The sequence below is a fragment of the Ancylobacter polymorphus genome, from assembly GCF_030813495.1.
GTDB classification, from domain to species: domain Bacteria; phylum Pseudomonadota; class Alphaproteobacteria; order Rhizobiales; family Xanthobacteraceae; genus Ancylobacter; species Ancylobacter polymorphus.
Genome location: NZ_JAUSUI010000001.1, coordinates 335,138 through 355,606, shown reverse-complemented (window position 1 = coordinate 355,606; position 20,469 = coordinate 335,138). Strand labels below are relative to the sequence as shown.

General features: G+C 66.5%; 23 protein-coding genes. All 23 read left to right on the top strand.

The annotated features are described in order from the left end of the window. Positions 1 to 2: 2 nt before the first annotated feature. A complete protein-coding gene (locus J2S75_RS01925) occupies positions 3 to 575 on the top strand; it encodes a hypothetical protein (RefSeq protein WP_307017669.1) in 573 nt (190 codons plus the stop codon). Next, positions 565 to 2,400 carry a phage terminase large subunit family protein gene (locus tag J2S75_RS01920; RefSeq protein ID WP_307017667.1) on the top strand — a complete coding sequence of 612 codons (1,836 nt, stop codon included), beginning with the start codon at positions 565 to 567 and terminating at the stop codon, positions 2,398 to 2,400. The genes J2S75_RS01925 and J2S75_RS01920 overlap by 11 nt, the downstream gene beginning before the upstream one ends. Continuing rightward, on the top strand, positions 2,394 to 3,986 hold the full coding sequence (locus tag J2S75_RS01915) for a phage portal protein (RefSeq protein ID WP_307017665.1): 1,593 nt from the start codon (positions 2,394 to 2,396) through the stop codon (positions 3,984 to 3,986). Before J2S75_RS01920 ends, J2S75_RS01915 begins: the two co-directional genes overlap by 7 nt. 9 nt (positions 3,987 to 3,995) lie before the next feature. Continuing rightward, positions 3,996 to 4,436, top strand: a complete 441-nt coding sequence (locus J2S75_RS01910; RefSeq protein WP_307017662.1) for a hypothetical protein — start codon at positions 3,996 to 3,998, stop codon at positions 4,434 to 4,436. Positions 4,437 to 4,438: 2 nt separating this feature from the next. Next, positions 4,439 to 4,729, top strand: coding sequence for a hypothetical protein (locus J2S75_RS01905; protein ID WP_307017660.1), 291 nt, complete (start codon positions 4,439 to 4,441; stop codon positions 4,727 to 4,729). Between the two features lie 11 nt (positions 4,730 to 4,740). Beyond that, positions 4,741 to 5,802: a head maturation protease, ClpP-related gene (locus J2S75_RS01900; protein WP_307017658.1), complete on the top strand. Its 1,062-nt coding sequence runs from the start codon at positions 4,741 to 4,743 to the stop codon at positions 5,800 to 5,802. A gap of 27 nt (positions 5,803 to 5,829) precedes the next feature. Further along, positions 5,830 to 6,204, top strand: a complete 375-nt coding sequence (locus J2S75_RS01895) for a head decoration protein (protein WP_307017656.1) — start codon at positions 5,830 to 5,832, stop codon at positions 6,202 to 6,204. 13 nt (positions 6,205 to 6,217) lie between these two features. Beyond that, positions 6,218 to 7,249: a major capsid protein gene (locus tag J2S75_RS01890; RefSeq protein WP_307017654.1), complete on the top strand. Its 1,032-nt coding sequence runs from the start codon at positions 6,218 to 6,220 to the stop codon at positions 7,247 to 7,249. A gap of 28 nt (positions 7,250 to 7,277) precedes the next feature. Continuing rightward, positions 7,278 to 7,685 carry a hypothetical protein gene (locus tag J2S75_RS01885; protein ID WP_307017652.1) on the top strand — a complete coding sequence of 136 codons (408 nt, stop codon included), beginning with the start codon at positions 7,278 to 7,280 and terminating at the stop codon, positions 7,683 to 7,685. After that, positions 7,682 to 8,428 (top strand): hypothetical protein, encoded by a 747-nt coding sequence (locus tag J2S75_RS01880; protein WP_307017650.1) that lies wholly within the window; start codon positions 7,682 to 7,684, stop codon positions 8,426 to 8,428. Before J2S75_RS01885 ends, J2S75_RS01880 begins: the two co-directional genes overlap by 4 nt. Next, a complete protein-coding gene (locus tag J2S75_RS01875) occupies positions 8,421 to 8,909 on the top strand; it encodes a hypothetical protein (protein ID WP_307017649.1) in 489 nt (162 codons plus the stop codon). The genes J2S75_RS01880 and J2S75_RS01875 overlap by 8 nt, the downstream gene beginning before the upstream one ends. A gap of 3 nt (positions 8,910 to 8,912) precedes the next feature. Beyond that, positions 8,913 to 9,182, top strand: a complete 270-nt coding sequence (locus J2S75_RS01870; protein WP_307017647.1) for a PAAR domain-containing protein — start codon at positions 8,913 to 8,915, stop codon at positions 9,180 to 9,182. A gap of 11 nt (positions 9,183 to 9,193) precedes the next feature. Then, positions 9,194 to 9,385 carry a hypothetical protein gene (locus tag J2S75_RS01865; RefSeq protein WP_307017642.1) on the top strand — a complete coding sequence of 64 codons (192 nt, stop codon included), beginning with the start codon at positions 9,194 to 9,196 and terminating at the stop codon, positions 9,383 to 9,385. Positions 9,386 to 9,388: 3 nt separating this feature from the next. Further along, entirely contained in the window at positions 9,389 to 9,814 is a 426-nt protein-coding gene (locus tag J2S75_RS01860; RefSeq protein ID WP_307017641.1) for a GPW/gp25 family protein, read from the top strand. Between the two features lie 2 nt (positions 9,815 to 9,816). Beyond that, positions 9,817 to 10,701: a baseplate J/gp47 family protein gene (locus tag J2S75_RS01855; protein ID WP_307017639.1), complete on the top strand. Its 885-nt coding sequence runs from the start codon at positions 9,817 to 9,819 to the stop codon at positions 10,699 to 10,701. After that, positions 10,698 to 11,867, top strand: coding sequence for a phage tail protein (locus J2S75_RS01850; RefSeq protein ID WP_307017637.1), 1,170 nt, complete (start codon positions 10,698 to 10,700; stop codon positions 11,865 to 11,867). Before J2S75_RS01855 ends, J2S75_RS01850 begins: the two co-directional genes overlap by 4 nt. Further along, a complete protein-coding gene (locus J2S75_RS01845; protein ID WP_307017636.1) occupies positions 11,867 to 15,067 on the top strand; it encodes a DUF4815 domain-containing protein in 3,201 nt (1,066 codons plus the stop codon). Before J2S75_RS01850 ends, J2S75_RS01845 begins: the two co-directional genes overlap by 1 nt. A gap of 14 nt (positions 15,068 to 15,081) precedes the next feature. Continuing rightward, complete coding sequence (locus J2S75_RS01840) at positions 15,082 to 16,206, top strand: hypothetical protein (RefSeq protein ID WP_307017634.1); 1,125 nt, start codon at positions 15,082 to 15,084, stop codon at positions 16,204 to 16,206. A gap of 3 nt (positions 16,207 to 16,209) precedes the next feature. Then, on the top strand, positions 16,210 to 16,653 hold the full coding sequence (locus tag J2S75_RS01835; protein ID WP_307017632.1) for a hypothetical protein: 444 nt from the start codon (positions 16,210 to 16,212) through the stop codon (positions 16,651 to 16,653). After that, a complete protein-coding gene (locus J2S75_RS01830) occupies positions 16,650 to 17,912 on the top strand; it encodes a phage head spike fiber domain-containing protein (protein WP_307017630.1) in 1,263 nt (420 codons plus the stop codon). Before J2S75_RS01835 ends, J2S75_RS01830 begins: the two co-directional genes overlap by 4 nt. After that, positions 17,909 to 18,319, top strand: a complete 411-nt coding sequence (locus J2S75_RS01825) for a hypothetical protein (protein WP_307017628.1) — start codon at positions 17,909 to 17,911, stop codon at positions 18,317 to 18,319. Before J2S75_RS01830 ends, J2S75_RS01825 begins: the two co-directional genes overlap by 4 nt. An 87-nt stretch (positions 18,320 to 18,406) precedes the next feature. After that, on the top strand, positions 18,407 to 19,894 hold the full coding sequence (locus tag J2S75_RS01820; protein ID WP_307017626.1) for a phage tail sheath protein: 1,488 nt from the start codon (positions 18,407 to 18,409) through the stop codon (positions 19,892 to 19,894). A 40-nt stretch (positions 19,895 to 19,934) separates the two neighbouring features. Then, positions 19,935 to 20,468: a phage major tail tube protein gene (locus J2S75_RS01815; RefSeq protein ID WP_307017624.1), complete on the top strand. Its 534-nt coding sequence runs from the start codon at positions 19,935 to 19,937 to the stop codon at positions 20,466 to 20,468. Position 20,469: the final 1 nt, after the last annotated feature.

Here is a 20,469-nt window from a genome sequence, read left to right as displayed (position 1 = left end):
CGATGCCGAAGGGCACCCCGAAGGGCGAGCAGCGCCTCGAGAGCGAAGAGTTTCTCGCCACGCTGCCAGAGGTGGTCACCGGCGCGCAAATGGCGGTCATTCTGGGCATGAGCCGCCGGACCATGCTTGATCTCGCTGCGCGCGGTGTCCTCGCTCGCACGCATCGCGGACAGTATCGGCTCCTCGACAGCCTGCACCGGTATCACCGGCACCTGCGCGATCAGGCGACCGGCCGCGCCGGCACGCCCACGGGAAAGTCGCTGACCGACGAGCGCGCCGAACTGACGGCGGTCCAGAAGCAGCGAGAGCAGCTCGCTCTTCAGAGGGAGATGCGCACCGTGCTTACCTTCGAGGAGGTGAAGGACGGCTGGACCCGCATCGCCACCAAGACCAAGGGCACGCTGCTGGGGCTGACCTCACGGATCCGCTTCGCCCTTCCGCACCTGACCTCCCATGAGGGAGAGCAGATCGCGGCCGTCTGCCGAGAGGCGCTCGAGGAAATCGCCGACGAGATCGGTGGCACCGGCCCCGTGCCCGGTGCTGAGAAGCAGGACTTGCAGCCGGATGTCGACTGAGGCTCTCAAGGCGGCGCTGCTGGGCGCCGCGCGAGGGTTCCGTCCTCCGCCGGTGCTCGTGTCATCGGACTGGATTGCCGGCAACTTTTACATCGACAGCGCGGGCACGCTCCGGCGGTTCAAGCTCTGGAAGTTCCAGCGCGAAATCGCGGACGTGATGGGCGATCGCGTCCACACCCGCGTCACCATCGTGAAGCCGATTCAGGTCGGCTACACCACCCTCCTCGCCGCGAGCATCGGCGCCGACGCCGCGAACGATCCGACCTCCGTGATCGTCTACGTCCCGACCGATGAGGACGCGCGGAAGATCATGGTCGAGGACATCGATCCCGGCTTCCGCAACTCACCGGCCCTGCAGGCGGAGATGCGCGTTGGCCGCTTCGATGGCAGGAACACCCTCACCGTCCGCTCGTTCACTGGCGGTGGAACGCTCAAGGTGCTCGGCACGAATGCGCCGCGCAACATGCGCTCGCATCGGGCGCGCAAAATCTATTGGGACGAAGTCGACGGCATGGTGGTCACCAAGGAAGGTGATCCCGTCACGCTCGGCGAGAACCGCGCGGCGTCGTTCCCCGACCAGAAGTTCATCCGCGGCTCGACCCCGGTCGGCGAGGGCGAGAGCTTCATCTGGAAGGGCTACCAGGAGAGCGACCAGCGGATCTTCGAGGTGCCCTGCACGCAGTGTGGCGTCTTCTTCGAGATGCTCTGGGCGCACGTCGACTGGCCGAAGGACAAGCCGCGGGAAGCCGTGGTCGTCTGCCCTCACTGCGCGGGCACCAACGAGCACCGTTTCAAGGCCGAGATGGTCGAGAACGGCGAGTGGAAGCGGACGAAGCCGGAAGTGCCGGAGCACGCCGGCTTCAAGATGAATGCCCTGATCTCGCTACAGCCGACGGCCGGGTGGGGAACGCTTGCCGAGAAGTTCGTGGCGGCGAAGGCTGCCGGGCCGTCTGGTCTCCAGCCGTTCCGCAACACCGTCGAAGGCCTGCCGTGGTCGACAACTCTCGACCAGATCAACGAACACCACCTGATGGCCAGGGCGGGCAACTTCGGCCTGAAGTGGGACGAGGAGGCCCAGCGCTGGGACGTCCGGATCCCGGCGCTGGTCCTCTACATCACGGTCGGCGTCGACGTTCAGCCGGATCGGCTAGAGATCGTCTTCCTCGGCTGGTCGCGTGACCAACGCTGGTTCCTCGGCCACGAGGTCTTGCGCGGCGACACGGGCGCGGAATCGCTGCTGTGGAACGAGCTCGACGCCATCCTGCTCACCAAGTGGAAGCACCCACTCGGCGGGCAGATTGGGATCGAGGCCACCGCGATCGATTCAGGCGACGGCAACCGGACGCAGGCCGTCTACGATTTCTGCGGCCCGCGCACCCCGCGCAAGGTCGTCGCGATCAAAGGCGACGAGGGCCCTCGCCCCTACATCAAGGCCACCACCTCGAAGCGCGCCCGCCGCGCCGGTGCCCGGCTCCACATCGTCGGCGTCGACGGCATCAAGATGGACCTGATCACGTCGACGCAGACTGAGCCGGGAGACCCGGGCGCCCTGCAGTTCGCCGACGTGCTGCCGCATGAATTCTTCGTCCAGTTCACGTCCGAGCGCCGCAAGGTCGAGATCAAGAACGGCCGTGTGACCACGAAGTTTGTTCGCATCGGCAACCGCCAGGCCGAGGCCCTCGACGGCTCCTGCTACGCGATCGCGGTCCGGAACATCTGCCGGTTCGACTTCGACCGGCGCGAAGCCGAATTGAGCGCGCCAGACGCGCCCAGGCCCGACCCGAACGCCGCTCTGCGCGAAGCTCTTGGAAGGAAGAAATGGTGAGGTTCTGGCCGCTTGCGAAGAAGACGGCGGCTGCGGCAGCGCCGTCTCGGGCCCCCGCAACGGCGTATTTCCGAAACAATGCCTCGCCGTTCTTCCGGTCATGGATGCCCGCACTGCGGGAGACGGCGCAGGACGTGCGCGCCGCGTGGCAGCAATCGGCTGCGCGTACGATCGACGCCTACCAGAACTCCGGCTTCATCGCTGGAATCGTCGACCAGTCATCCTCGGCAGTGGTCGGCACCGGGCTCACCCTGTCCTGCCAACCCGATGTTGACGCCCTCGGTTGGACCGAGGACGCCGGCGCGAATTGGGCACGGATGGTTGAGCGACGCTTCTACGCCTGGGCAAATACGCCACGCGAATGCGACGCCGGCGGCCGGATGAGCTTCGGCCAGCAGCAGGACGCCGCCTACAAAGGCTGGTTCTGGTATGGCGAGATACTCGCCTTGCTGCCGATCTTCCAGCGCCGGCGCGGCGGATCCTTCTCGAAGGTGTCCCTGCTGCCGGCGTCGCGGCTGACCCGGAAGAGTGATGGCGTGCGGCAGTTCGACGGCGTCACCGTCGACGCACTGGGCTGTCCGCAGAGCTACAATATCCAAATCGCCGATCGGTGGGGCATTCGGGTCGATCGCGACTACGCCGCCTATGACCGCGACGGGCGCCAGCGGGTCATCCATGTCTTCGAGCCCGGCTTGCAGACCTATCGCGGCATCTCTCCGCTCGCGCCGGTCCTGAAGGTCGTTCGGCAGATCGATCAGTTCTCTGACGCCACGCTCACCAAGGCGCTGATCCAGACCATCTTCGCCGCGACCATCAAGTCCGACCTGTCCGGGATCCGGGCCTACGAGGGCCTGATGACCGGCGACGAGGGGCTCGAGCTCAACCTCGCGCAATACGCTGATGCTCGCAGCAATTGGTACGAGAGCGAGAAGATCGATCTCAACAAGAACGGTCGGATCGGGCACCTCTTCCCGAACGAGGAGCTGCAGTTCCACGAGTCGACCTCGGCGAGCGCGGCCTACGACGAGTTCATGGGCTGGTTGCTGCGCGAGCTCTGCCTCGTTGCCGGCGTCACCTACACCGCCGGCACGTTGGATTCCCGCAAGGCCACCTATTCGTCCGTCCGCATGGACACGGCGGTGAACTGGAATGTGGTGCTGCGCCGACGCGCCTTCATCGTGAAGCCCTTCTGCCAGGCGGTCTATGAGGCATGGCTCGAAGACGAGATTGGCTCCGGTCGCCTGACCTTCCCCGGCGGCTATGAGGCGTTCCTCGCCAACAAGTCCGAGGCCTGCAGCGCGCAGTGGAACGGCCCAGCGCAGCCGCAGGCCGATGAGCTGAAGTCCGCCCGCGCCTACGAAACCTACAAGAACATGGGCGTGATGTCGTTGAGCCGGATCTCGGAAGCTCTCGGCATCGACCCGGACGACGAGCTTCGTCAGCGCAAGCGCGAGAAGGACGCTGCGCTGAAGCTTGGCTTGCCCGATCCCCATGCTCCCCAGGATCCGGGCGCAGAATTCAATCGCGATGAGCAGGGCGACGACGAGGACAAGAGCGACAACCCCTCCTTCGTCCCCGAAGATTAGGAGATCACGATGGCGACCCGGGAAGAACTGAAGGCTGCTGCCGCTGCGGCCAAGGCAGAGGCAGCGGCCCGCGAGAAGGCCGAGGCGGAAGCCAAGGCCAAGGCGGACGAGGAAGCCAAGGCCAAGGCCAATGCGGAGGCCGATGCCAAGGCGCGAGCCGACGCTGAAGCCGAAACGGTCGCCCAAGCTGAGGCTGCCAGGAAAGCTGCCGTCGCCGAGGCGGAAGCCAAGGCCAAGGCAGAGGCCGATGCGGCGGCCAATTCGCGCGGTTTTCGCGTGCAGCGGATCGATCGGCATCGCGAGGTTGCCTTCTATTGTGATGCTGGTCCGGTCCCGGGCTGGAACGCCGATCGCGATATCGCGGTGACCTTCACCTCGCGCGCGGCCGCCAAGAAGATCGCCGATCTTCACGCCGGTGACGGCGATGTGTCCGTCGAGAAGATCGACTGATCATGGCGATCGACTACGAAGCGCTCTTCGGGGCCGCCGAGTACGATCCATGCTCCGCGCTGCAGGCGATGCGCCCCGCCTACATGCGAATGGTCGCCGGCGCGGCGGTCGAAAAGGTCTCGTTCCGTGACCGGGAGACCTGGTTCAATCGAACCGACATCAAAGAGTTCGGCCGGCTAATTGAACGGCTCGAATCCGAGTGCATGGCGAAGCAAGGCCGCGGCCCGCGCCGGTTCGCCATTCAGGCTGGGTCGCGCCCCTGCCCGCCCGGCTACGACCCCTTCAAGGTCTGAAAGGTCCACCTATGGCTGTACTGGTGAACGGTGAGCTCGTGCTCACCGGGTTCGTCGGCGATTCCTTCTGGGAAGACGGGTTCACCGACAAAGAGGTGCTCGAGGCGCTCGCCGAGATCGGCCGCGACGCGGATGTAACCTGCCGCCTCAACTCCGGCGGCGGGTACGTTTCGCACGGCAAGGCGATCTTCAATGCCCTGTCGATGCACAAGGGCAAGGTCACGATCTCGATCGAGGGCATGGCGGCGTCCGCCGCCTCGATTATCGCCATGGCCGGCGACGAGATCATCATGCGCAAGGGCGCGACCATGATGATCCATGACCCCATGGTTTGGACGTCTGGCAACTCGGCCGAGCACCAGAAAAGCATCGAGTACCTCGAAACCGAAGCGGTCTCGCTGGCCGGGATCTACGCGGACGTCTGTGGGAAATCCGAGGACGAGTGCCGCGCGCTGATGCTCGCCGAGACCTGGCTCACTGCCGAGCAGGCGGTCGCCGAAGGCTTCGCCACCAAGGCGGAGACCAAGCCCGCCAAGGCGGCCACCGCCTTCGACTACTCCCTCTACCAGCACGCGCCGAAGTCGGCCGTGGCGCTGGCGAAGAAGAACTCGTGGAACCTCCGCGAGGCCCTGCAGGCGGCTTCGTCCGCCGTCGCAACCAGTCCAAAGGATCCTCCCATGGCTGAAAAGACCAAGGCGGACGACACCACCAATGTCGACACCGCGAAGATCGCTAGTGACGCCGCCACGGCGACCAAGGCGCGCATCGGCGAAATCATGAACTGCGATGAGGCGAAGGGGCGCGAGGCCCTCGCCAATCACATCGCCTTCAACACCGAAATGCCGGTGGCCGACGCCAAGGCGATGCTGGCCGCTGCTCCCGCCGCCGCTCCGGCCGCCGCGCAGGCGGCGCCCAACGCCCAGACGCAGGCCGAGAACTACGGCCAGCGGAAGGCTGAGGGCGACAATGTCGCGTCGCCCGAGGCCAAGGCTGCCTCCAAGGCCACCATCAACGCGCAGTGGAAGAACGCCTTCGCACAGGCAAACGCCGCGCGCGGCGCCACCGCCGCCTGAACCCCGCCCCCACACGGAGAAACCTCCATGCCTGTTCTCACTGAAGGTCCCCGCCCGGGCGAGTTCGTCATGAGCGAGGCCAATTGGCACCGCTCGCGCGACACCATCGTGATCGCGTCCGGTTCGGGCAAGGTCGCGCCGGGCACCGTGCTCGGCAAGGTCACGGCGTCGGGCAAGTACGTCCCCTCGCCCGCCACCGGTTCGGATGGAAGCCAGACCGGCGTCGCCCTTCCGATCCACGGCGTCGACGCGACCAGCGCCGACGTGCGCGTCGCTGCGATCACTCGCGACGCCGAAGTGAACGGCAAATGCCTCGCCTACGAGGCGACGGTCAACGACGACACGAAGAAGACCGCCAAGGCGACCCAGCTCGCCGCCGCCGGCATCATCGTACGCAACTGAAGGTGAACTGAAGATGCTCGACATTTTCCAGCAGGACGCATTTTCGGTCACCACCCTGACCGACGCGATGCGTGAAGTGCGTTACGTCCCCGGCTACATCAGCCGCCTCAACCTCTTCACCGCCCGCTCGATCCCGACCACCAGCGTGGCAATCGAGAAGGACAAGGACGGCCAGATCTCGATCGTCCCGGCCAGTGCCCGTGGCGGTCCCGGCGATACCGTCGGTCGCGCTCGCCGCACGCTGCGCACGCTGACCGTCCCGCACTTCCAGCGCGACGACGCGATCTATGCGGATGAGGTGCAGAATGCCCGCGCCTTCGGCGAAGAGGCGGCCGTGGAGACCCTCATCGGATCGATCGCCGAGCGCGCTGCCGATCATCGGCAGTCCTTCGCGCTGACGGAGGAGTACCATCGTCTCGCTGTCGTGACCCAGGGCAAGCTGCTCGATAAGGACGGGTCGGTCCTCTACAACTACTTCACCGAGATGGGCGAGACGCAGGCGACCGAGGTGGATTGGGACCTCGACAACCCCAACCCGGCGGACGGCGTGCTGCGCCAGAAGAGCGCGGACCTCATGCGTGCCATGGGCGCCACGCTCGGGGGGCTCCCGTTCAACGGCATCCTCGGGATTGCCGGTGATGCCTTCTACGACAAGCTGATCCAGCACAAGGAGATCCGCGAGACGTACAAGGGCTACGAGGCCGCCGCCACCCTCCGCACCGGCTTCCTGAATGCGGAGAACCCCCAGAACGGCGTCTGGGGCGAATTCCCGGCCTTCAACATCATGTGGGCGAACTACCGCGGCGGATTCAATGTCGGCGTGGACAGCGACAAGGTCCGCTTCGTCCCGCTCGGCGTGCCCGGTCTCTTCCGCACAGCCTATGCGCCGGCCGACTACATCGAGACGGTGAACCGCCCCGGCCAGGCTCTCTACGCGAAGCAGTGGGAGATGCCCAACGGCAAGGGCGTCAACATGGAGTTCCAGACGAACGTGCTCCACTACTGCACCCGCCCCCGGGTGCTCATGTCCGGTCGTATGACCTGACCCCGGTTGATCGGCGCGCGGCTCCCCCATGCAGAAATTCGCTGAGTTCGAGGCGATGGTCTCTCAGGCCGTCGACGACCTCTATGGCGAAACCGTGCGGGTGGAGCCGCGCGCCGACGGCAAATTCGTGCGCCAAGGCGCCGATGCGGACCGGCCCGCTTTCGACATCACCGACGCGGTCGTCGACATCCAGCCCGCTGTCGCGCGGCTGCGAAATGCGGGCAGGAACGACGGTGACACGGCGGAAATCTCTGCCGACCTCTGCCACATCAGCATTGCGGATAGCCGTCTAGGCCTCATGCCGCGTCGCGGCGATCGCTTCGTGCTGGTCGAGCGGATCGGCTCGCCGGTGTGGCAGGTCGCCAAGGATCCGGAGCCCGACGGGCTCGGCCGCACGGTCTTCCGCTGCACCCCTGTCAAGGAACCCGCGCCGTGAGCCTCGTCGCCACCGTCTCGCGCATTGCCTTCGCCAAGGCGCTTGAAGGGCGGACATCTGCCGGCGCGGTTCTGAACGCGCCAAAGGAGCCGCTGGACCGCCTCGGTGAGAAGCCGGTGATCGCCGTCTATACCGGCGCGATCAAGTTCGACCCGCGCGGGCGCGACCTCTACGGCTCCACCGCCGACCAGATTATCGAGCTCGTCATCCAAATGATCCTCCCGCCCGGCAACGTGGTGGTCGAAGGCATGGAACTGACGATGAACGACGCCGGCGCCGGCTTCGGCATGGACCTCCTTTGGCGTCAGGTCGTCGACGCGCTCGCCGATCCCGCCAACACCTGGGCGGATCTGTATCGGGAGATAGTCCGGGCCTACGCCGGGTTCACCAGCGCCCCTGTACTGGTGGAGGTCGAGCGCAACGTTCCGGTTCCGTACCGCGAGGTGCAGCTCAACTGCCGGATGATTCCGGAGCCGTCGATGGGAGCACCCCTTTCCACCGTTTGGCAGAAGATCGACGCCAAGCTCCGGACAGACCCGGAGCTTGTGCCAGTGGCGGATGCGCTGAAGGTCATGATCGAGCGCCCCGCCGGCATGCCGTCGTGGCGTATTACCCAGGCGCGGATGGGATGGTCGGACGCGGAGATTCGCGCGTCGGGGCTGGCCCCGCTCGATGCCACCGAGACGGGCGAGGCGCCGACCTTGGAAGGCGCGATTGTCGAAGACGGTGAGGCCGATGACTGAGGTCCGGCACCTGATTGACGCGCTGGCGCGGTCGACCCAGCAGGATTGGCGCGCGGCCAATGCGAAGACAACCGGCCCTGTCACGCATGTGGATGCGAAGGCGGGCAAGGCTCGTATCCGGCTGGGCGGCACAGACGAGGAGCCGTTCCTGAGCCCATGGGTCCGCTACGCGCAGGTCATGGGCGCCCTCAAGGTTCACACCCCGCCCAGCATCGGGCAGCAGATGGATCTTCATTCGGACAACGGCGACTTCGAGATGGGGACGCTCCATCCTCGCACGCAAAGCGAGGCGAACCCGTCCCCCAGCGAGAAGGGTGACGAGCATGTCCTGACCTTCGGGCCGTGGACCATAACGCTCAAGGGCGACGAGCTGTCGATCAAAGGACCGAAGATCGTCCTGGAGTGCGACGGCGCGAGCTTCGAGCTGACCGGCTCCGGCCTGAAAATGGTCGCCCCCGACTACGATTTCGCGAAGGGTTAGCCTATGCCTGGCATAGCTTGCGTCGGCATCGACTATGCCGGGGGCGTCCAGCTTGGAATGCAGGGTGCCGGCTTCACTGTCGACGGCGCGACTGTCGTGCTTCTCGGCGATCACGTTGCATCTCACCCGCCGCTGCCCCCGCATGTCGGCAATCCGGTGATGGCGGAAGGTTCGCCGAGCTTTCGGTTCAACGGCATCCCGGTCTGCCGGGAAGGCCATCTCGCGATCTGTGGCCACGCGACCACCGGCCGCCCGTTCTTCCGCATCCCCTGAAGGAGACCATGATGACCTTGGAAAAGCCTTTCCGGGTGCTTCCGTCCGCTGGATCGCATGTCGCGGGGCAGCGCATTCGCGACGCCGAGATCCTTGCCGGCAGAGCGCCGCTCATGCTGACCGACGCCCAGGCGGAGCATCCGCTTCGCCAGCAGGTGATCGAACCCTTCGGGGAAGAGCCGGCCAAGAAGGGCAAGAAGTAGCCCATGGCCCATTCGGCGGGCCTTAATCGGGAGACCGGGAGGCTCCTGACGGACTTTGATCATGTCGTGCAGTCGATCGGGGTCATTTTCACCACCGGGCTGGGCGACGCCATCCTCCGCGAATGGTTCGGCTTCCCGGGCATGAGCCTTCTCGGGAAGCTCGGCACAGCGACGACGATTACGCGGTTCTTTCGCGCGATCGCGCTCGCCCTGACCATCCGCCAGCTCAATGGCCTTCCGGCAGAACCACGGTTTCGCCTGGTCAAGATCACGCCGGTCTCGCTGGGGCGAGATGGCAACCTCGAGGTCATCCTCGAGGGCATCTATTTCCCACGCGGGCACCTCGGCGACTTCACGCCGGAGAGCGGCGTGGCGAGCAAGCTCCGCCTGCAGAGCGCCGGCGGCATCCTCACCGTATCAGGAGCCTGACGATGGCCGTGCTGACGATTGCCGATCTCGCCGGCTTCCCGGCGGCCGAGGCGATCGAGACGCTTGGCGTCGAGCAGATCCTCGCGCGGCATGTCGCGGATTTTCTCGCCGGCTGGGATGCGCTGCGCTCCGAACGGCCGGACTTGAATCTCCCACCCTTCGACACCGCCCACCTCGAAACCGAGGAAACGCGGATCATCTTTCGACCCGGTGCATTTCGCGAGATGCTGCTTCGCGGCAGGATCAACGACGCGATCCGGGCGAACCTGTTGGCATACGCGAGCGGCAGCGACATCGACCACCTCGCGGTGTTCTATGGCGTCACCCGGCTCGTCGGGGAGACCGACCAGCGGCTCAAGCTCCGCACCATTCTCGCCATCCAAGGCCGCTCCACGGGTGGCACAGCGCCGCGCTATCGAGGCGAGGCGCTGGGCGCGTCCCTTCGGGTCGAGGATGCGCGCCCTTACCGAGACGGACGGGACCCGACGATCAACGTTGCCGTGCTCTCCACCGACAACAATGGCGTCGCTGATGCTGGCCTTCTCGCGACGGTCACGGCTGCCCTCAATGCCGACGCGGTCCGGATGGTCAACGACGTCATCAAGGTCATCCCCGCCGTCAAGAATGTGGTGAGCATTGCCGCCAAGGCTTGGCTGCTGCCGAACAGCTCCGACGCCGTGATCAACGAGGCGGCCGGCGCCCTTCGATCCGCCTGGGCGGCCGAGAGCGGCATTGGCTTCGATCTGGTTCCGGAATGGGTCACAGCCCGCCTGATGATCGCCGGCCTGCAGCGCGTTCAAGTGATCACCCCTTATGTTGAGGCCGGTCCGAACGAGGCCATCGCGCTCGGCGACATCTCGATTGTCAACGAGGGGCGCGCATATTGAGCACCGATACCACCCCCCTCGTTCACGAGCCGACGTCCTTCGAGCGGGTTCTCGAGAGGGCCACCGACCCCTACCCCGCGGTCGACGGTGCTATCTGGTCGCTCCACGGCCTCAAGATGCTGAACCCGCCGGCGAGCCTGTTGCCCTACCTGATCTGGGAGTACGGCCTCGGGGAGCTGCAGCCCTATGTCCCGAACCTCTACGACCTGATCCGCGAGGGCATCGCCTGGCAGCGCGTGCGTGGCACGCCGGCGGCCATGGCGCGCGGACTCGGATGGCTCGGGTACAGCGCGAAGATCGAGGAGGCCGCAGTCCGTTGGCGCTGGTGGAACCACTTCCAACTCGAGCTCGACCGGGTTCGGGACGATGAAGCGGATCTGCCGCGCATCGATGGCATCGCCGGCCTGTCCGTGCCGCTGCGCTCTGACTTCTGGCGCGGGTTCGCCGGCTACGATGTTCGCGCCGCCGAGGGCGACTACAGCCGTTGGGACGGCTCGGCGTGGGAAGACGATTCCGGCGTCCGAGTGCCCGGCGGCAAAGCCAAATGGTCCTTCGGCCGCCGCTTCGAGTTCACCCACGAGGTGACGGCGGAGGACCTGGGGGCGCTCGGCATCCCCGATCCATGGGCGCTCGAGGTCGACGGCGAGCCGCTCACGCTCAACGGCGAGCTGCTGAGGTTTGTCCCCGCCGGCGGCGGCTCGCCGCGCTGGGGCGGCCCTTGGCTCGCACAGCCTTGGGCATCCAGCGAGGTCGCTTCTGCAGCGGCCGGCATGCTTGCCGCGACCGGCGCCGGCCCGGCATGGGCGGTCTTTAAGGACGCCGCCGGCGAGGTGCTGTTCTATCGGCGGTGCCGCGTCCGGCGCGGCGTGGTGCCGAGCCCTACCGGTGTCTATCGCATCGAGGGCGCCCGGTATGCGCCAGCCACGTCGGCGCCGAGGCTCCTCTACCTGGAGGCGCTCACCGCGTTTGGCGAGGGACATGGCAGCACGGCGGCCAGCGTCGGCTTCATCCTCTCTGCAGCGCCGGCGGCAACCTTCAAGCCGGGGGTGCAGCACCTCCCGCCCGGCGGCCTCATGCCGGCCGGGCCCATCGTCATCGAGCAGCCGCTCGCGCTCGAGTTCGGGCGCACCACCCGCGACTGCGTCGCTCTTCTTCTGAGGTTCTGATGGCCTACGAGCACCCGTTTGTCCCCGGCGCCTATGACCGCAACGCGGCCTTTCCGCAGTTTGCCGGCCTCGTTCACAAGGCGGGCGACTTCGTGCAGGCGGCCGAGGCCAATGAAGCGCAGTCGATCATGCGACGCCGCATCCAGCGCGTCGGAGACATGGTCGCCCGCGACGGCGACCGCTATTCCGGCGCGCAGGTGTCGATCGACGTCGAGACCGGCCGCATCATCCTTGCGGCCGGCAAGATCTACGCCGCCGGTGACATGCGCGACGTGCCGGAGCGAATCCTGGAAGGCATCGACCTCGAAGGTGAGGTCTCGATCGGCATCCGCATCGTCACCTCCTATCTGGATGGGGACGACCTGCCGGCGCTGCGCGGCCTGCATCCCGGCTCGAAGGCCGAGGGCGAGGACGGCGCGGCGCGCGAGGTGCCGACGGTTGCATGGTCCCTGCGCAGCCTGAGCGAGCCGGGCGATTACTATCAGGTCTACGTCGCGCGCGACGGCACCGTGATCGACCAGACCGGCCCCAGCTCGCTCGCCACCATCAACGCGCAGATCGCTGCGAAGGACGTGCTGGTCACGGGCGGCAACTACATCGCCAAGGGCTGCATCGTGACCGCGCTGGGCCAGGTAGGCTCCGCGATGCACTTCTCGGTCTCCGAGGGCATCGCCTCGATCTATGGCAACACCCGCACGCGCACCGCCGCGCTGCGCTACGGCGAGCCGATCGAGTGGAACGTCGCGCAGGTCGGCGCCGAGCCGCACGTCTTCGACGACGGGGGCAGCGGCACCGCGACGATCCGGCTGCTGAACGGCCCGATCGCGGCAGTGAACTCGGTCACGGTGGTCAAGCGGACCAGCAGCACCATCGTGCGCGGCCCGGTCGCCGGAACCTCCGACCTGCTGCCGAAGTCGAGCGTGCAGACGATCGAGCTGGTGGTGCAGGGTGGCACGACATTCGCCACCAGCGCCTATGTGCGGGACGGGAACAGCATCTCGTGGGCGCCAGCGGGCGCGGAGCCGGCGACGGGCTCCAGCTACACGGTCACCTATACCTATCTGGAGACCGTGGCCCCGACCACCATCGGCCTCGACGACATCGTTGTGTCCGGCGGTGTCACCGGCAGCACCGTGCTGGTGAATTATCACTGGAAGCTGCCGCGCACTGACCGCCTCTGCCTCAACCAGCAGGGCGACGTGCTCTATCTGCGGGGGGTGTCGGCGCGTACCCCGAAGCCGCCGATCGAACCGGCGGATGTGCTCGGCCTCGCCGACATTCACAACGACTGGCGGGGCACGCCCATCGTCGTGAACAACGGCACGGCGGCCTGTCCACTGCCGATGCTCTGGCGGTTCATGGACCTGGTGCTGCGCAACGCCGACACGCTGGCGCTCGCCCGGCTTGAGCAGGACGCGGATCAACGCGAACCGGTCGCCAAGAACGGCATGTTCGTCGACCCGCTCGACAATGACGACTACCGGGACGGCGGCGTGCCGCAGACGGCGGCGATCGTCGACAACGAGATTCGGCTGGCGATCGATCCGACCATCATCACCGTGCCGATGACGGGCCCGGTGCTGCTGCCCTATGTCGACGAGCTGATCATCGACCAGCCGTTCGTGACGGCCTGCGTAAAGATCAACCCGTACCAGAACTTCTACCCCCTGCCGGCCAAGCTTTCGCTCTCGCCGGCGGTGGATATGTGGACCGAGACCCGCACGGAATGGCTCTCGGATCGCACCGTGCAGGTCACGGGGACGAGAGCGGGAACCACCACGAGCGAGCAGCTCATGTCGCGGCGCCAGGAGTCGGCGACCTTTCTGCGCCAGATCGAGGTCGATTATCTGATCGAGGGGTTCGGAGCGGGCGAGATCCTGTCTTATTTCGAGTTCGACGGTCTTGACCTTACGCCGAGCCCGGCCCGGGTTGCTGATGGCGCTGGGAAGATCGCCGCGTCCTTCGTGATCCCGGAGGGGATCACCACCGGGACCAAGATGGTCTATGCGCGAGGTGCCGGCGGTGCCGAGGCTTGGGCCGAGTTCACCGGCGACGGCATCATCGACATCAGCGTGATGCAGCGCGTGGTGACGGTCACCACCGTGCCGCCGCCGCCGCCACAGTCCAATGGCGGCGGCAGCACTCAGCCGCAGAACAGCCCGGCGCGCCGCAATGGCCCGAAAGAGCGTGACCCGCAAGCGCAGAGCTTCGCGCCGCTCACCGTGCGCCACATCACCGGCGTCGACTTCCGCATCTGCAAGGTCGGCAATCCGGCGCGTCCGCTCGCGGTCGAACTGGTGGACATGCGCGACGGCGACCCGACCACCGACGTCTTCGCAACCGCCTCGGTCCCAATGTCGACGGTCTCTGACGGGGACTGGATCTCGGCACGGTGGGACTGGCCGGTGGTGCGGGGCGCCACCGGCCTGAGTGCGTTCGTCATCAAGACCGATGACGGCGAGCATTCGATCTCGGTCGCCAATGTCGGCGAGTTCGATGCGCTCCGGCAGGAGACGGTGGCGGCCCAGCCCTATGCGGCCGGCAACCGCCACAGCTCCAGCAATGCGGTGTCCTGGGATCACCACCAGAACTCCGACATTACCAGCCGGATCTATGCCGCGCGCTTCACCGCGACGACGCGCCGGGAGAACCTCGGAACGTTCAATCTCGTCGACTGCTCGGATCTGCGCATCCGGGCGACCGTGGAGATCCCGACCTCCGATTGCGCCTTCTGGTTCGAGCTGGAGCGCGCGAACGGCGAGATCATCGTGCTGCTGCCCAATGAGCCGCACGAGTTCTCGGAGTATGTGACGGAGGCCGTGAAGCTCTGGGCGGTGCTGCGCGGCACGGCCGAGGTGAGCCCGGTGCTCTATCCCTATGTCACCCTGCTGTGCGGCAAGATCCGCACGACGGGCGACTATGTCAGCCGCGCCTTCGTCGCCGGCACGGGGGTCAACGTCGTTGGGCGCATCCAAGCGCTTCTGCCAGCGGGCGCCACGCTCACCGTCAGCATGGACAAGGCCAACGACGTCTTTGAACCGATGACGCTCGCGAGCACCACTGTGCTCACCGATGGCGCCATCGAGCGGCGCTACCACAAGACCGGGGTCACCGCCGATCTGGTGCGGCTGAAGGTCAGCCTCACCGGCGGACCGGCGGCGCGCGTCCGGGCTCGAAAGCCCCGCTTCTTCAGCTACTGAGGAGCCTGTGGCCCATGGCCAACGTTGACGAAATCACGCCCTACCTGAACCTGCCGCTGCCGGTCTTCAACAGCAACACGCAGGACTACGATGTTCCGCGCCTCGCTGAGGCGTTCATGGTCATCGATGCGGCGGTTCAGGCGCTGAACGTGCTCCTCGCCGGCAAGGCGCCGACTTCGCACCAGCACGAGATGGCGCAGATCGTCGGACTCGTGGAGGCCCTGGCGGGCAAGATGCCGGGGAACTGGCGGCCGGCGCTCGACGAGCTCACCGACGTCGACGTTTCCGCCGGCGCGAACGGCCAGTTTCTCAAGAAGGTCGGCTCCCAATGGATCGCTGCGGCGCTGCAGCTCGGCGACGTGACCGGCTGGCAGGACACGGTGATTTCGCTGATCAACAGCGCGATCTCGAGCATTGTCGGCGGCTCGCCGGCGGCGTTGGACACGCTGAACGAGCTCGCCGCCGCCCTGGGCAACGATCCGGCCTTCGCCACGACGGTCTCGACCGCGCTGGGCAACCGCCTGCGGATCGATGCGGCGCAGGGGCTCTCCGCCGGCCAGAAGGCGCAGGCGCTGGGTAATCTCGGCGTGAGTACGCTCATTCAGGGCCTGTTCGACGACACGACGGAAACCCAAGCGCTGACCACGATCGGCATCGGCGCGGGCCTGCGCGGGCTGCGGACGCTGGCGACGGCGGCCGAAATCTGGGCCGCGTTGAAAGTGGGCGCGACGACGGCCGATGCCGGCGTGGTGCGCAAGGCGACGGCGGATGACCTGACGGCCGGCACTGCCGATCGCTATCCCGATGCGGCGACCCTCAAGCCGGCCCTCGTCGCGGCCGGGCCGGCGGCGTTCGTGAACTTCGCCGGCGGCTCGTCACCGACGATCCGGGGGCAGCGCAACGTCTCGACGGTCGCCCGCCTCAGTGCGGGGGCATATCGCATCACCTTCACCACGCCGATGAAAACCGCCGCTTACGTCGTGGCGTCGGCCATCTCCTATAGCGGCGGGTCGGTGACCTCGTGCGGGATCGCCGCGCAGGCGGCGGAGTATCTGGACGTGACGTGCATGGCCGCCAATCAGGCCGTTGGCGGCTTTCTCGATCCTTCTCACGTCCACCTGACCTTCTACGAGGCGTGACCCATGGGGATTAATATCGCAAACCCCGCCGAAAGCCGCGCCGATCTGGTCGCGGCCATGAAGGTGTTACTGCAGCCCGAATGGGACGACGCGGCGGGCAAGGCGGCGCTGGTGCAGGCGCTCTACACCGCCCTCGTCGGCGGCACGCCCGAGGTGATCACCGCCGCCGCATGGTCCCCGGCGGTCGAGGATCGCGGGCTGGAGAAGCACTTCACGGCCGCCTGCGCCATCACCTTCCCGAACGATCCGGACTTCCCGGTCGGCTGGAATATCCCGCTCTCCCGGCTCGGCGCCGGCGAGGTGACGGTCGCCGCCGCCGCCGGAGCGGTGCTCAAGACGCACCCGACCGGCACCAAGCTGCCGGGCGATGGCGCGCTGGTTATCGCCCGCGTCATCGCTAATGACGGCACCAATGTCGTCTGGCACGTGCAGGGAGACCTCTCGTGACGGTGCTGCTCGGCGCGGCGCCGTCCATCATCGGGCCGTCCGAGGTCGGCGCCTGGATGGCCGCCAAGGGTGCGCCGGGCGCGGCGGCGCTGCTGGACTTCGCCGGGCAGAAATACGGCTTCCGCTCGGCGGCCGGTGTGCCGCGCTGGGGCTCGGTCGCGGCAGACATGGCCTTTTCGCGCGCCTCGGCGGCAGGGCGGTGGCGGGCCGATGGCGTTTACGAAATGGTCGGCAGCAACGCGCTCCGCTACGACCATGACCCGGTGACACGCGAGCCGCTAGGCGTTCGGATCGAGGGAGCGGCGACCAATCTGCTGACCTACAGCGAGTGCCCGGCCGGCACGGCCGACTTGATCAGCGGCAGTAATATTACGGCTGTATCCGACATCGAGGGCGGAAGGACGGGTCTCCGGCTCAATAACACCACGGCCAACGCGTGGGCTTATAAGGCGAACCCGCTCGCGACCGGCACGCAGGCGACGCTTTCCGTTTTGGTTGAGATGGAAGACGGTGCGCCGCCGGTTTTCGGTGGCGGTGCTGTCAGCGGGCTTAACACCTTCGCCTTGGTAGCAGGCGGCCCCACACTCGTGCCGACCGTAATCGCGCGCGTGGGCACCAAAGTGTGGCGGTGCGGATGGAGTGGCACCAGTGGTGGCACGGGCGGCGTTGGCGTCTTCCAAGCGACGACCAATCAGCAGCGGCGCATCAAGGTCACGGGCTTCCAGCTTGAAGCCGGTTCTCGCGCGTCTTCCTACATCGTCACGGGTGCGACCACCGGGGTAAGGGGAACCGACAACCTGTCCATGCCGCTACCGATTGTGCCGGCCAATGGCTTCACCATCGCCTTCGGCGCCCATATGCCACGGTATGGCAATGTCGGCGACGCTAACGTTCTGCTTAACCTCATGCCCGCCGCTTCCACCGCCAATCGCATCGGTATCGACAACTTCGGCCGGTCGAACGAGGTTTGGATGGCCTTTCCCGGCGGTGTGGGCACGTATCGGCTAGCGACCGGGATTGCCCCCGGTGCCGAGTTCTACGGCGCCCTTTCTTGGAGTGCTGCACAGGGGTGGCGTGGAACCGCCCTCGGGGGCACGGTGATAAACGTTACCACTCAGCCCGCCCCCGCGGCAGACCTTGCCCGGATTACGATTGGTAGCCGCGCAGGCGCCGCGCCATGGAATGATACCATTGAGCGCCTCGCAATGTGGTCGCATGGCGACTTCACTGACGTACAATTGCAAGGGTTGCTGGAATGATCGATTATCTCCTGCGCTTCCCTGACGAGGCGGCCGCCCTTGCTGCGCTCCCCGCCCTCACGATTGAGGGGATCGAGCCCGGCGCCCGGCTGTGGGATACGAGCTGCGTCATTCCCAATGTCCGCGCCTATCGCGTCAACGGCACCGAGGCCGCCGAAGACGGCATGGGCGGGACCTATGAGCGCGAGGTGCGCGACTATCTGCCGGGCTGGTACATCATCATCGCCCGGCCGGAGCGCGATCCGGCGCTTGAGGGCGAGGCGTGCGTACTGATCGGCGACCGCGAGACGGGCGCGGTGCTGCACACAATCACCACGCCGGAAGACCTCGCCACGCTGTACCTGGAGCCGACCTTCGCCGGCAGCAGCTACCCCTTCGGGGCGCCGGTGACCGCGCCGACGGATTGACGCCCGGCGGCCCGGCGCTGCCCGGCCCCTGCCCATCAACAACCACAAGGCCCGCCTCGCGCGGGCCTTTTTCTTTGGAGAACAGCGATGACCGAACTGGTCGTAGGCGTCCAGCATATCCGGGATGAGGTCGAGGCCCTTCCCACGTCTTCCGCCGAGCTTTCCGCCGTCGGCGCCGTTGGCACCGCCCCGAACGCCAGCGCGATGGCTTTCCCCCTCAACGTGCCGGTCTACATGATCAGCAGCAACGAGACGATGCGAGCGCTTCTCGGCACCGTCGGCACCCTCCCCGACGCCATCCGCGGCGTCGCGGGGCAACTCACCAACGGGTTGTCGGCTGCTCGCATGGTGATCGTCCGCGTCGCCGAGGGCGCCAACGCCCAGGAGACGATCGCCAACATCCTCGGCAGCGAGGCACTCGGGACGGGGATCTGGGCGCTCTTGGATGCGCCGAACGATCTCTCCGTCACGCCGCGGCTGATCCTGACGCCTGGGTATACCTCGCAATTCCATTGGCGCGGTGTCGTTTCGGTCCCCGTCACCTCTGGCGGCACGGGCTATACCGTGGCCCCGACGCTGGCATTCAGCGGCGGGGGCGGCGGCACCGGGGCATCGGCTCATGCCGTTGTCTCGGGTGGTGCCGTCACCGAGATCGTCATCGACAATCCCGGTGAGGGTTACACGACTGTCCCGACGATCACTCCGACCGGCGGCGGGACTGGACTTGTGCTCGGAGCCCCCGTGGTCGGCTCGGTCGCCAATCCGATTGTGGCCGGCATCAACGCTGTTCTGGAGCGTCTCGACGCTCATTTCTTCCCCGATGGGCCTGTCGGTAACCGCGAGCGCTGGCTCGCCTACCGCGAGACAATCCAGAGCGACCGGATCAACCACCCGATGTTCGTCGACGTCGTGGTGACGGACTCGGCCGGCAATTATGTCACCCGCCCCGCCTCACCGCGCGTGGTCGGCGCCTATGTCGCGACCGATCAGGAGCATGGCGGTCGGCCGTTCCACTCCCCCTCCAACCGGCCGATCTACGACATCGTCGGCGTCAGCCCGCCGGTGCCGTTCAGCTACCGCGATCCCAACACCCTCGGCCAGGAGATCCTTGGCGCGAACGGCGGCATCATCGTCAAGGGTGAGACCGGCGTGGAGGCCTCGGTTGCGGACGGCGGCTTTGTCTTCTGGGGGACGGACAACTGCGGCGAGAATGACAACTGGCGCATGACGAACGTCGTCCGTGGGCGGGACTATATCGAGCTCACCCAGCTCAACACGCTGAAGTATTTCCTCGGCCGCTACCGGATCCTCACCGCCGTCGTGTTCGCTGTCATCGACACGATGCGCAAGCATCTGCAGTGGCTGAAGGACAACGAGGACATCCTCGACTTCCGGACCGGAATTGAGCCCAGCAAGAACCCGGTGGAGCAGCTCCGCCTTGGCAATCTCGCCATCATGTTCCGCGCCGAAGAGGCGCCGGTCCTGAAGAAACTGACGATCTACTCCCGCCGCATGCCGTCGGCGCTGGACACCCTCATCGCAAACGTCGCGACCCAACTCGGCAACGCCGCGTAGCGCCGCTATCTGACCTCTTCCCCGATCACGGAGACACCCGATGCAGAGCCCCTATGAGATGGAGGCGGCGAACCTCTTTGTCGGCGAGCCGGACCCTCAGCGCGCGCTCGGCCTGGTCCTCGACACCTTCAAGCTTCCTGCCCTGCAGGAGAAGACCCGTGGCCATACTGGCGGCGGCGCGCTGGCGGAGATCCGGATGGGAACCCGTGTCTTCGAACCCTTCGAGTTCACCTTCTCGCTTCGCGGGATCAACCCGGACGTCATGGACCGCGTGATGTCGGCGACCGGCCGCCTCTCGTATTACCTGCTCGGCAACGTCCGGAACATGATCACCAACGAGGAGATTCCGGGCCGAGCGGTGATTGAAGGGCGGATGACCAAGTCGGATATGGGTGCGTTCAACGCCGAGCGCGGCTTCTCCACCGACTACCAGATTGACGACGTCCTCCATTATTCACTGCACCTGAACAGCCAGGAAAAATACTGGTTCCAGTACCAGGACGGGCCGCTGGGATGGCGGGTGAACGGGCAGATCGTCTTCCAGACGATGGCCCGAAACATCGGGCTGGCGTGAT

Bases quoted from the DNA above. Each gene is read 5' to 3' on its own strand.
- J2S75_RS01895 (WP_307017656.1), top strand. From the start codon at position 5,830: ATGCCTGTTCTCACTGAAGGTCCCCGCCCGGGCGAGTTCGTCATGAGC.
- J2S75_RS01925 (WP_307017669.1), top strand. From the start codon at position 3: ATGCCGAAGGGCACCCCGAAGGGCGAGCAGCGCCTCGAGAGCGAAGAG.
- J2S75_RS01860 (WP_307017641.1), top strand. From the start codon at position 9,389: ATGGCCCATTCGGCGGGCCTTAATCGGGAGACCGGGAGGCTCCTGACG.
- J2S75_RS01900 (WP_307017658.1), top strand. From the start codon at position 4,741: ATGGCTGTACTGGTGAACGGTGAGCTCGTGCTCACCGGGTTCGTCGGC.
- J2S75_RS01840 (WP_307017634.1), top strand. From the start codon at position 15,082: ATGGCCAACGTTGACGAAATCACGCCCTACCTGAACCTGCCGCTGCCG.
- J2S75_RS01890 (WP_307017654.1), top strand. From the start codon at position 6,218: ATGCTCGACATTTTCCAGCAGGACGCATTTTCGGTCACCACCCTGACC.
- J2S75_RS01815 (WP_307017624.1), top strand. From the start codon at position 19,935: ATGCAGAGCCCCTATGAGATGGAGGCGGCGAACCTCTTTGTCGGCGAG.
- J2S75_RS01875 (WP_307017649.1), top strand. From the start codon at position 8,421: ATGACTGAGGTCCGGCACCTGATTGACGCGCTGGCGCGGTCGACCCAG.
- J2S75_RS01915 (WP_307017665.1), top strand. From the start codon at position 2,394: ATGGTGAGGTTCTGGCCGCTTGCGAAGAAGACGGCGGCTGCGGCAGCG.
- J2S75_RS01865 (WP_307017642.1), top strand. From the start codon at position 9,194: ATGACCTTGGAAAAGCCTTTCCGGGTGCTTCCGTCCGCTGGATCGCAT.
- J2S75_RS01845 (WP_307017636.1), top strand. From the start codon at position 11,867: ATGGCCTACGAGCACCCGTTTGTCCCCGGCGCCTATGACCGCAACGCG.
- J2S75_RS01825 (WP_307017628.1), top strand. From the start codon at position 17,909: ATGATCGATTATCTCCTGCGCTTCCCTGACGAGGCGGCCGCCCTTGCT.
- J2S75_RS01920 (WP_307017667.1), top strand. From the start codon at position 565: ATGTCGACTGAGGCTCTCAAGGCGGCGCTGCTGGGCGCCGCGCGAGGG.
- J2S75_RS01855 (WP_307017639.1), top strand. From the start codon at position 9,817: ATGGCCGTGCTGACGATTGCCGATCTCGCCGGCTTCCCGGCGGCCGAG.
- J2S75_RS01835 (WP_307017632.1), top strand. From the start codon at position 16,210: ATGGGGATTAATATCGCAAACCCCGCCGAAAGCCGCGCCGATCTGGTC.
- J2S75_RS01820 (WP_307017626.1), top strand. From the start codon at position 18,407: ATGACCGAACTGGTCGTAGGCGTCCAGCATATCCGGGATGAGGTCGAG.
- J2S75_RS01870 (WP_307017647.1), top strand. From the start codon at position 8,913: ATGCCTGGCATAGCTTGCGTCGGCATCGACTATGCCGGGGGCGTCCAG.
- J2S75_RS01885 (WP_307017652.1), top strand. From the start codon at position 7,278: ATGCAGAAATTCGCTGAGTTCGAGGCGATGGTCTCTCAGGCCGTCGAC.
- J2S75_RS01910 (WP_307017662.1), top strand. From the start codon at position 3,996: ATGGCGACCCGGGAAGAACTGAAGGCTGCTGCCGCTGCGGCCAAGGCA.
- J2S75_RS01905 (WP_307017660.1), top strand. From the start codon at position 4,439: ATGGCGATCGACTACGAAGCGCTCTTCGGGGCCGCCGAGTACGATCCA.